The following is a 10,578-nucleotide window of genomic DNA, read 5'->3' as shown; positions in this document are numbered from 1 at the left end:
CAGAAGCGGCTTGCCCCGCGATGCGGTTCAGGCCAACCAGGCCGCAAACTGCTCCTTGCAGTAATCGACAAACAACTGCGCAGGCTTGGTCAGTTGCGCACGCTTGAGCCAGCCGGCCACCAGCGCAGAACCGGTAACGGCCTCGGCAATCTCCACGCACACCACTTCCTGGCCGTCATAGCTGTAATTGCCATGGGGCTTGGTCACCAGCAGGGCAAAGCCAAAGCCCTGGCCCACCATACCGCGTACCATCTCGATCGATGGTGAGCTGAAGACGATGTTCGGGCTCAGTTGCAGCTCCTCGAAAATGCTTACGAAATAGGTCCGGCTCGGCTGCACATCCAGCAGGATCATCGGTTCCAGGGCCAGGTCGCGAATCGACACCTGGGCCTGCCCGGCAAAGCGATGACCGGCCGGTAGCAACGCATAGGGGCGTTGCGGCGCGGTCAAGGCTTCGGTTTCGATGGTGCTGTCCAGGTCGTGCTCATAGAAGATCGCCAGGTCAAAGCGCCCACCGGTCAGGCCCTGCACCAGTTCTTGCTGCTCACCGTCCTGCAGGCGGATCTCCACCCCCGGAAAGCGCTGGCGAAAGCCTGCGATCAGGCGCGGCAAGTAGAGCGGGGCGACGGTCTCGAAACAGCCGATGTCGATCTGGCCACAGACCACGTCGTTATCGGCCAGGGCATTCTGCTCGAACTCGCGGGCCATGCGCAGCAGCTCCTGGGCCTTGCGGTAGAAGCGTGCACCACCGGGTGTCAGCGACACGCCCTGGGCGTGATGGCGAATGAACAGCTGTACACCGAAACTGTCTTCCAGGCCTTTGATGGCGGTGGAAATCGACGGCTGGGCAATGTACAGCTTGCGCGACGCCTCGGCGACGCTGCCGCATTCAACGGTGGTGACGAAGTACTTCAGTTGCCGCAAGGTATAGGACGCCACAGTGCACCTCTGGCTGATTATTTTGCTACACGATACCCCGTGCACGGCGAGCTGCTGCAGCGGATTTTGCTTGCCATTGAGCATATTTTTTAATCGGCGCTCAGCTCCTGCACTTGCCAGCGCACCGAGCTTACGCCTTTCTCCAGGCTCACCCGGCTGACCAGGCGTTCGAGCTGGGTGGGCGCATCGGGGCTGCCCAGCAGCTCGGCACGTACCTCAAGTTTGGCCGGGTTGGCCAGGTCTTCGCTGTGCAGCGACTGCAGCCGCAGGCCGCCGTTGCCGAAGCTGTGCAGCATCAGGCTGCGCACCTGGATTTCGTCTTCGGCGCGGCAGGTGATACGCACCTCGAATCGCTGCTCGGCCTCGTTGGCCGGCAGCACATCCTGATGATTGAGACGCTGGGCAATGTCGCGCAGCAGAATGTTGGCGCACAGCACCACGCAACTGCCCAGCGCCGCCTCCAGCAACAGCCCGAGGCTGCACAGCACACCAATGGCGGCGGTGCACCAGAGGGTGGCGGCGGTGTTCAGGCCGCGCACGTTGAGGCCGTCACGCATGATCACGCCACCACCGAGAAAACCGATACCCGAAACCACATAAGCGGCAATCCGCGAGGCATCGGTGGCGGCCATGCCCGGTACCGCCTGGGTCATCAGCACAAACAGGCAGGCGCCGGTGCTGACCAGGGCATTGGTGCGCAGGCCGGTCAGGCGCTGACGCAGTTGACGTTCGGCGCCGATCAGCGCCCCGAGTACCAGCGCGACGGTGACGCGCAGCAGAAATACTTTCCAATCCATAGCAAACCTCGACTCCACGGCAATGCGCCGTGTTGTCATCGCCCAGACGGCGATGTACGTGAACAAAGAGAATGCGCAGGGCCACGGGCCTTGAACACCGTTGAAGGTGCAAGGTGTGCGGGAGGGGAAATGAAGAATGGTCATCCGCAAGGGATGCCATTCGCCACTAACCGCCGGGTTCGGCGAGCCAGTGGCAGGGGAACCTGCTGAACTAGCGCGCCGTGTGGACCTGTCGCAATCGACCAGAGCTACTGTCCAATGCAGGACTCCTGTGTAGGCGTGCAAAAATGCGGGCGAGAAACTAACCCTCGATCCGAGCAGGGTCAAGGGTAAAAACATGACAATTATTGCATCCGCGGCATATCGTTCCTGATTTGCAACGCTGAGGGTCATTGCCTTGTCTTTCCATGGTGCGCTTGAGTAGCTACTGTTTCCCTCAAAGGACCTTCGAGATGCCTGCGTGCAACCTTTGATCAATTACTGGCGGCTGGTGCTGCACCCGGGCGCCGACACCCTGCGTTTCGCCCTGCGGACCATCGTCGCCTGCCTGTTGACCCTGTACCTGGCGTTCATCTTTGACCTCGACCAACCCAAGTGGTCGATCATGGCGGTGTTCATCGTCAGCCAGCCCCTGGGCGGCATGACCCTGCAGCGCAGCTTTGCCCAGGTGCTGGGCACCACCCTCGGGGCGGCGGTGGCGGTGCTGATCATGGCGTTGTTCCCGCAGGCGCCGTTGCCGTTCATCATCACCCTGGCGCTGTGGCTGGCCCTGTGCACCGCCGGCGGTACCTTGCTGCGCTACACCAGCTCGCATGCCTTCGTGCTCAGCGGCTTTACCGCGGTGGTGGTGGCGATGCTGGCGATCCCCGAGCAGGACAACACGCTGATGCTGGCGATTACCCGGGTCACCGAAACCCTGTTGGCGGTGGCCTGCGTGTGCGCCGTAAGCCTGCTCAGTGCTCGGCCGCAGGCAGTCGCCAGCGGCTACTTTGCCAAGGTCGACAACCTGATCAAGCTTATGGCCAGCCACGCTGCAGCGGCCATTCGCGGCGAAGAGGGTGCCGCTGCGTTCAGTCAGCGGCAGATGCAGATCCTTGGCGAGATCAGTGCCCTGGAAGGCCTGCGCCGCCACCTGTATTTCGACGCGCCGCATTTGCGTGGGGCCAACGGCCTGGTGCAGCTGTTGGGCAACCAGTTGGTGCTGCTCAGCTCAAGGCTGACGGTATTGCGCAATCAAAAGCTGATGATCGCCGAGCGCTGGCAAGGCAACTACCCAGAGTTCATCAGTCGCCTGCTGGCCGATGAGCTGGCCTTTCTCGACCTGCTGGCACAGCAGGGCCGGGCCTTGCCACGTGAGGCCCGCGAACATTTCAGCGCTTTGCAGCGGCGCTTCGATCAAGCCGCACTGCAGGCCGAGCAGTTGCAAAGCGACCTGCCGACCCCGCTGCGCTCGCTGGCCTGGGCCTTGCGCTGGGAGCAGGCGCGCCTGCTGGAACAATTAAGTGAAGTGCTCGAACTCAGCGATGCCATCCAGGAAGGCCGCGCCGGCGATTGCCTGCACCGCGAGGGGCGCAGCAATCCCTTGCACCTGGACTGGCGCCTGGCTTTGATGAACGCCAGCCGCGCCTTCATCGCCTTGGTCGCTGCCGGGCTGATCTGGATCGAAACCGCCTGGGACGGCGCCCGTGCCGGGATGATTCTGGTGGGGATCCTCTGCTCGCTGATGGCCACCTTTCCGCGTCCGCTGATGGCTGCACAGAATTACGCCCGCGGGCTGGGCCTGGCCTTGGTGGTGTCGGCGCTGTACCAGTTCTGGCTGATCCCCCAGGTGGTGGACTTCGAAATGCTTGCGCTGCTGCTGTTGCCGTTGCTCTATGTGGTGGCAGTGGGGCTGTCGGGGCCGATGACTGCGGGGATCGGCATGGGCCTGGGCCTGTCGAGCTTCTTGCTGTTCGGTCCGCAGAATATCGGCGCCTGGCAGAACACGGCGATTCAGTGGTTTGAGTTCGCCGGCGCCTACATCTGTGGCGCGGCGCTGTCGCTGATGGTGTATGCCTGGATCTTCCCGTTCAACCCGCAATTGCGTATCGAGCGCTTGTTTCGCGAAACCCGCGAACAGGTGTATGCCTTGCTCAAGGGCCCGGCCTCGGATGAACGCCAGTTCGCCTTCGAAAGCCGTATGGTCGACCGCCTGACCCTGATTATCGGCCTGCTGCCAGCCACCCGTGACGAGCGCTCGCGGGGGTTGTTCGAGGTCAACCTTGCGTGCATGGCCCTGGGCGTTGCCTTGCGCCAACTGCAGGAGCAGGGCAGGGCCAACCGCTTGCTGCCCCAGGCTATGCGCGCGCAGCTTGAACAGGTGCTGCGCAATACCGGCCGCTACATCGCCGGGCGCACCTCGGTGGTGTTGCCAGACTTGCTGCAGACCCTGCAAGCGCTGGGTGAAAGCCTCGACGACCTGCATGGTGAGCAACTGCAGGCGCCGGCCGAACAACTGCGCTCGCTGTTCCGCATCCGCGTGGCCTTGCTGGTGATCGCCGGTTTCTTGCGCCACTACAGCCCCTACCTTGAACCCGTTGCCGAAGGAGCCCCGGCCCTTGCCCATTGATTTCGAGATTGGCGGGGTCTACCTGCCGCCGATTGCCCAGGCGCTGCTGCTGGCCCTGCCACTGTTGATTGCCGTGCTCTGGCTGCTGCAAAAGCTTGGCGTCATGCAGCGGGTCTGGCATCCGGCGCTGTTTGAAGGCGCGCTGTACGCCTGCCTGTGCGCACTGATCATCCTGTACATGGGGAGCTGAACCTTGAACAAACGCGTAGCCCAGGTCTCGACCCTGGTGGTAGTGGTGCTGGCGGTGGTGCTCGGCTGGTTTGCCTGGGAGCATTACACCCGTGCGCCCTGGACCCGCGATGCGCGGGTGCGCGCCGATGTGGTGACGGTGCCTGCGGATGTCGCCGGGCGCATTGTCAGCCTCAAGGTGGCGGACAACCAGCACGTGGGCAAGGGCGAGCTGCTGCTGGAGATCGACCCCGAGCGTTATGCCCTGGCGGTCGAGCATGCGCGCCGGGCCATCGACGTGGCGCGGGCCAGCGAAGGCCTGGCCCAGGCGGCAATCAGCTCAAGCCAGGCGTTGCTCAAGCAGCGCCAGAGCGAAGAGCAACGGCGGCGCACCTTGAAGCAGGGCTATGCCATCTCCGGCGAAGAATGGGAGAAGTCCAGTACCGACGTGGCTGTGGCCCAGGCCGACTTGATGCGCGGCCAGGCCAACCTGAGCCTGGCCACTGCCAACGTGCAACTGGCGACGGCAGCCCTGACCCAGGCCGAGCTGGACCTGCAACGCACGCGGGTCTATGCGCCGGTCAGCGGTTACGTGACCAACCTGCTGACCCGCCAGGGCGATTACGCCACGGCCGGCGGTGCGCTGCTGGCGCTGGTCGACAGTGGCTCGTTCCATGTCAGTGGCTACTTCGAGGAAACCAAACTGCCGCGCATTCACCCCGGCAGCAAGGTAGACGTTGCCCTGATGAGCGGCGAACGCTTCCAGGGCACGGTGCAGAGCATCGCCTACGCCATCACCGACCGCGAAAACGCCCCCGGCAACCGCCTGCTGGCCAACATCAACCCCAGTTACACCTGGGTGAAACTGGCCCAGCGCGTCCCGGTGCGCATCGAGATCGATCCGGACTATGCCGGCAGAGCCAACCTGCGTGCCGGTACCACGGCCACGGTGACGGTGCGCGAATAGGGTCGAGGTGGTAGGCTTTGCAGCGATTCTGCCACCCCACGCGAAGCTCGAGCGCATGATCCTCAACCTTGTGGTATTTATCTGCACCCTGATCGGCATGGAGGGCATTGGCTACCTCGCGCATCGCTACATCATGCACGGCTGGGGCTGGTTCCTGCACCGCTCGCACCATGAGCCGCAGCTTGGCGCGCTGGAAACCAACGACGTCTACCTGCTGGCCCTGGCCCTGATCGCCTTCGCCCTGGTGGCGCTGGGGCGCGCCGGGCATGCGCCGTTGCAGTGGGTGGGAGCAGGGGTGGCGGCGTTCGGGGTGATCTATGTGATCGTCCATGACGGCATCGTCCATCGCCACTGGCCGCTGCGGCCACGACCGCGCAACCGCTACCTCAGGCGTCTGTACCAGGCGCATATGCTCCACCATGGGATAAAGGGTCGGGACAACAATGTGTCGTTCGGTTTTTTGTATGCGCCACCGCTGCGCAGGTTGAAGCAGCAGTTGCGGGGGCGATCGAGCGCGAAGCAGTTGTAATTCAGACAGATACCCATGCCCATCGCGGGGCAAGCCCGCTCCCACAAGAGAGCACTTAGGCCCTGCGCGCAATTTCATACAAGATTCCAACATCCCTCTGGCATTAGGCTGGCGTGGTTATCACCTCAAGGCCACCTGCCATGTCCGTATCTCCTCATCAGCGCCTCGAACAACTGGGCATTACCCTCACGCCGCCCAGCCCACCGGCTGCCGCCTATCTGCCGTGGGTGCAGAGCGGCAACCTGTTGTTCATTTCCGGGCATATCGCCAAGCAGGAAGGCGCCCCCTGGGTCGGCCAGCTCGGTCGCGAACTGGACACCGCCACCGGGCAAAGCGCCGCGCGCAGTGTCGGCCTCGACTTGCTCGCGACCTTACTCGCCGCCACTGGCGACTTGAACCGCATCCATAAAGTGGTCAAGCTGCTGTGCCTGGTCAACAGCAGCAGTGAGTACACCGAACAGCACCTGGTCGCCAATGGTTGCTCGCAGCTGTTCGAAGAGGTCTTCGGTGAGCGCGGCAAGCATGCCCGCAGCGCCTTCGGTGCCAGCCAGATCCCGCGGGGTGCCTGTGTCGAAATAGAACTGATCGTTGAATTGACCAGTGGAGAAACCTTATGAGCCTGCACATTGAAACCCCGCTGCTGGCTTCGCGTCCGTTGAGCCTGGCCAGTGGCCTGGACATCTGGCTCAAACTCGATGCGCTGCAGCCCAGCGGTTCGTTCAAGCTGCGCGGCATCGGCGCTGCCTGCCAGGCCTACGCCCAGCAGGGCAAGCGCCGGTTTATCTCGTCTTCGGGCGGCAATGCCGGCATTGCCGTGGCCTATGCCGGGCGCTGCCTGGGCCTGGCCGTGACCGTGGTGGTGCCAGAGACGACCACCGAGCGGGCCAAGCAATTGATCCGCCAGGAGCAGGCCGAGGTGATTGTGCACGGCAAGGCCTGGCATGAAGCCAATGCCCTGGCACTGTCGATGCTGGGCGAGGATGACGCCTATATCCATCCCTTCGATGACCCGCTGCTGTGGCAAGGCCATGCGAGCATGATCGATGAAGTCGCCGCCAAGGGTTTCAACCCGGATGCGGTGGTGGTCGCGGTGGGCGGCGGTGGATTGCTGTCCGGTGTCTGCGAGGGGCTGGCGCGTAACGGCTGGGGTCAGGTGCCGGTTTTTGCCGTCGAGACCGCAGGCGCCGCTTCGTTGGCGGCTGCCATGGCGCAAAAGCAACCGGTGGCGCTGGACAGCGTCAACACCGTGGCTACCTCGCTTGCAGCCAAACAAGTCTGCCAACGGGCGTTCCAGTGGAGCCAGGAACGGCCGGTGTACAGCCATGTGGTCAGTGATCAGGCAGCGCTGGATGCTTGCGAGCAGTTCCTGCTGGACCAGCGCATCCTGGTCGAGCCCGCCTGTGGGGCGGCGCTGGCCCTGGCTTATACGCCGACGGCTGCGCTCAAGCAGTATCAGAAGGTGCTGGTCATCGTATGTGGTGGCGTAACCGCGACCCTCGACCAGATCCGTCAATGGCGGGCGGCTTGCTAGTTGGATAGCGTCGTCCATCAGGCCCCCGGGCATCCAGGCGTACGCCTGATCGATGCCCGCTACCAGCAATTTGCCTTTCCCCGGCATTTTCACCTGGAGTACCACATCGGCCTGATGATCGCCGGTCAGCAGCGCTATGCCGCTGCCGGCACGCGACAACTGGCCGGGGCCGGGGACATCCTGCTGATGGCCCCGGAGCAGGTACACGACGGTGCCAGTGCCGATGAGCAGGGTTACGGCATGCGCATCCTGACCCTTGATCCGATCTGGTTGGCTGAAGTCAGCCGCGATTTGAGTGACGGCCACCAGGGCCTGCCCAACCTCAATGCCGCGCAGCTGCGTCATCCGCAGTTGCAACAGCAGCTGGATGGCCTGCATCGCCAACGCGATCCGCTGGCGTTCCACACTCAACTGTTGGAAACCCTGGCGCTGTTGCTCGGGCTCGGTTCGACCCTGACGGTCAGCGAGCACGGCCAAGGCTTTGACCCGCAACGTTGGCGGCAACTGCGTGAATGGCTGGAGTCGCGCCTGGATCAGCCGCCAAGCCTGGAAGAGATGGCCGCTTTCGTCGACCTCAGCCCCTGGCAGTTGCTGCGCCGCTTTCGCAACCAGTGCGGATTGCCGCCGCAACAGTGGCTGACCCAACTGCGCCTGGAACGTGCCTTGCCACGGGTACTGGCCGGTCAGCCGTTGAGCACGATTGCCCTAGACTTGGGCTTCTACGATCAGGCGCATTTTAGCCGCCTGTTTCGCCGAACCTACGGTGCACCGCCTCGCGGCCTGGCGCGTTCACGCTAGACGCCTTCATTCGCTGCTCGTGCCCACGCCAACGGCCAGAGGTTCGCGGTCACGGCTTACCCACCAACCAAACCCCGCCGCGGTGAAGAACATGATCAGGCTGTAGATCGCCGCCGGGATCGCCATGGTCGAGTTGTTCAGCAGGGTAGGGCTCAGGGCCAGGGCGATGGCCAGGGTGCCGTTGTGAATGCCGATCTCCATGCCGATGGCGATCGCTTGGCGTTTGGGGATGCGCAACAGCCGTGGCAGCCAGTAGCCGATGCCCAGGCTCAGCAGGTTGAACAATAGCGCCGCGCCGCCTACCACCGGGGCATAGTCCACGACCGTCTGCCAGTCCTTGACCATGGCCAGGACGATGGTGAATACCAGAAACAGCGCCGCGATGATCTTCATCGGCCGCTCCATGCGCGTGGCAAACCCCGGTGCCAAGTGGCGAATCAACATGCCCAGCGCCACCGGCAGCAGTACGATGGCAAACACCTGCAAGACCTTGGCGAACTGCAGCGGGATAGCCTGGTCGGCGGCCATGAAGTACGCCAGCGACAGGTTGACCAGCAGCGGCATGGTCAGGATCGCAATCAGCGAATTGACCGCCGTCAAGGTCACGTTCAAGGCCACGTCACCATGGGCGAGGTGGCTGAACAAGTTGGCGGTGGTACCACCAGGCGAGGCTGCCAGCAGCATCAGGCCCACCGCCAGCGCTGGCGCCAGGCCGAATCCCTTGGCGATCAGAAAGCAGATAAACGGCAGGAGCAGAATCTGGCAGGCAAGGCCGATCAGCACCGGCCTTGGGAACTTCACCACCCGGGCGAAATCGGCCAGCGTCAGGGTCAGACCCAGACCGAGCATGATGAAACCCAAGGCGATGGGCAGGAAAGCACTGAGCAAAGGCGAAGCGGTCATGGCACGGACTCTTAAGAAGAACGGTGTCCGCTAGTGTAGGAAAGGATTTCAATATCCATTACAGATCTTGCGGTTTATATCCGCCAGACAGTAGCATCGGCGCCTTTACCCCAGGATCCGACTCCCGATGCAGTTTCAGCCAGGCATTCTCGCAGCCCCCGTTCCCGCCCAGGCCCGCCACCTGTTTTTCACCTTGCACTCGCCAACTGCGCTGCCGGTCGTGCTTGATGCTTTGCTGCAACAGGTTGATGGCAGTGCTGTGGTGGCCGGTTTCGGTGCGCCGCTGGTTAAGGCCCTGGGTGGCAGTGTCGACGGCCTGCGCGGGTTTCCACAGCTGACGACGGCGGTCGACAACCCCTGCACCCAGCACGATCTGTGGCTGTGGCTGCGCGGTGAAGACCGTGGTGACCTGTGGCTGCTCAGCCAGACCCTGGAAAAACTGCTGGCGCCAGCCTTCAGTCTGGCCGAAGCCACCGATGCCTTCCGCCACAAGACCGGCCACGACCTGACCGGCTACGAAGATGGCACCGAGAACCCGGTGGCAGACGCCGCCATCGAAGCTGCGATCCTCTCCAGCGACGTAGCGGGGCTGAACGGCTCGAGCTTTGCCGCCTTCCAGTTGTGGCGCCATGACCTGGAGTGCTTCAAGGCGTTGCCGCAGACCGAGCAGGACGACATTATCGGCCGCCGCAAGGCCGACAACGAAGAACTCGACGACGCGCCGGTATCGGCCCATGTCAAACGCACCGCCCAGGAAAGCTTCGACCCCGAGGCGTTTATCGTCCGTCGCTCGATGCCCTGGACCGATGATCGCGGTGCGGGCCTGGCGTTTCTTGCCTTCGGCCATTCCTTCGATGCCTTCGAAGTGCAGCTGCGGCGCATGAGCGGCCTGGAAGACGGCGTGGTCGACGCCCTGTACCGCTTCAGCCGGCCGCTCACCGGTGGCTATTATTGGTGCCCGCCGCTGGGTGAGCAGGGGCTGGATCTGAGTGCTGTGCTCGCACGATAGATCAGTTTCTACTGTGGAGGCTTGCCCCGCGATAAGCATAAGTATCTACACATCTCGCGATTGCGTGTTAGCCGCCAGTTTTTTGGCCTCGACCAGCACACTCGCCGTACTCCCAGGCTGACAACGCCGCTCTTACAGGCCATGGCACGTTGCAACAAATGTGGGAGCCGGCTTGCCGGCGATGCGCCGCGCGGGCGGCGCTCGATCTCAAAGCCTGCGCCTTTGACCCACTACACATTTTGCGATTGCGTGATGACGGTGAGGTGTGGGGCTTGAGATGAGGTGGGGGCTGGTAGGTGTACGCCGCAAGGCTTGTGGCGCCCTTGAGA

The 10,578-nt window shown here is 63.3% G+C and carries 11 protein-coding genes; 8 read left to right on the top strand and 3 right to left on the bottom strand.

What is annotated here, in order from left to right; genetic code table 11:
- Positions 1-27 precede the first annotated feature (27 nt).
- Positions 28-939 (bottom strand): LysR substrate-binding domain-containing protein, encoded by a 912-nt coding sequence (locus M5G17_RS17325; protein WP_273894142.1) that lies wholly within the window; start codon positions 937-939, stop codon positions 28-30.
- Between the two features lie 89 nt (positions 940-1,028).
- Positions 1,029-1,736 carry an MgtC/SapB family protein gene (locus M5G17_RS17320; protein ID WP_130264664.1) on the bottom strand — a complete coding sequence of 236 codons (708 nt, stop codon included), beginning with the start codon at positions 1,734-1,736 and terminating at the stop codon, positions 1,029-1,031.
- Between the two features lie 460 nt (positions 1,737-2,196).
- On the opposite strand from M5G17_RS17320, the gene M5G17_RS17315 reads away from it, so the two are divergent.
- From M5G17_RS17315 to M5G17_RS17285, 7 genes are all read left to right on the top strand, one after another.
- Complete coding sequence (locus M5G17_RS17315; protein ID WP_273894141.1) at positions 2,197-4,344, top strand: FUSC family protein; 2,148 nt, start codon at positions 2,197-2,199, stop codon at positions 4,342-4,344.
- Complete coding sequence (locus M5G17_RS17310; protein ID WP_273894140.1) at positions 4,334-4,534, top strand: DUF1656 domain-containing protein; 201 nt, start codon at positions 4,334-4,336, stop codon at positions 4,532-4,534. Before M5G17_RS17315 ends, M5G17_RS17310 begins: the two co-directional genes overlap by 11 nt.
- 3 nt (positions 4,535-4,537) lie before the next feature.
- On the top strand, positions 4,538-5,479 hold the full coding sequence (locus M5G17_RS17305) for an HlyD family secretion protein (protein ID WP_273894139.1): 942 nt from the start codon (positions 4,538-4,540) through the stop codon (positions 5,477-5,479).
- A 55-nt stretch (positions 5,480-5,534) separates the two neighbouring features.
- Complete coding sequence (locus M5G17_RS17300) at positions 5,535-6,008, top strand: sterol desaturase family protein (protein ID WP_273894138.1); 474 nt, start codon at positions 5,535-5,537, stop codon at positions 6,006-6,008.
- Positions 6,009-6,148: 140 nt separating this feature from the next.
- Positions 6,149-6,625 carry a RidA family protein gene (locus M5G17_RS17295; RefSeq protein WP_273894137.1) on the top strand — a complete coding sequence of 159 codons (477 nt, stop codon included), beginning with the start codon at positions 6,149-6,151 and terminating at the stop codon, positions 6,623-6,625.
- Positions 6,622-7,539: a pyridoxal-phosphate dependent enzyme gene (locus M5G17_RS17290; protein ID WP_273894136.1), complete on the top strand. Its 918-nt coding sequence runs from the start codon at positions 6,622-6,624 to the stop codon at positions 7,537-7,539. Before M5G17_RS17295 ends, M5G17_RS17290 begins: the two co-directional genes overlap by 4 nt.
- Entirely contained in the window at positions 7,540-8,337 is a 798-nt protein-coding gene (locus tag M5G17_RS17285; RefSeq protein ID WP_273894135.1) for an AraC family transcriptional regulator, read from the top strand. It begins immediately after the preceding gene.
- Between the two features lie 6 nt (positions 8,338-8,343).
- Here M5G17_RS17285 and M5G17_RS17280 read toward each other — a convergent pair whose 3' ends face one another.
- A complete protein-coding gene (locus M5G17_RS17280) occupies positions 8,344-9,240 on the bottom strand; it encodes a bile acid:sodium symporter family protein (protein WP_273894134.1) in 897 nt (298 codons plus the stop codon).
- A gap of 127 nt (positions 9,241-9,367) precedes the next feature.
- Between M5G17_RS17280 and M5G17_RS17275 the strand changes: the two genes are divergently transcribed.
- Positions 9,368-10,249: a Dyp-type peroxidase gene (locus M5G17_RS17275; protein ID WP_273894133.1), complete on the top strand. Its 882-nt coding sequence runs from the start codon at positions 9,368-9,370 to the stop codon at positions 10,247-10,249.
- Positions 10,250-10,578 lie beyond the last annotated feature (329 nt).

The sequence above is a fragment of the Pseudomonas rubra genome, assembly GCF_028656935.1.
Classification (GTDB): Bacteria; Pseudomonadota; Gammaproteobacteria; order Pseudomonadales; family Pseudomonadaceae; genus Aquipseudomonas; species Aquipseudomonas rubra.
Note: the sequence above shows the minus strand (reverse complement) of the source record. Positions and strands in the feature narration are given on the sequence as shown.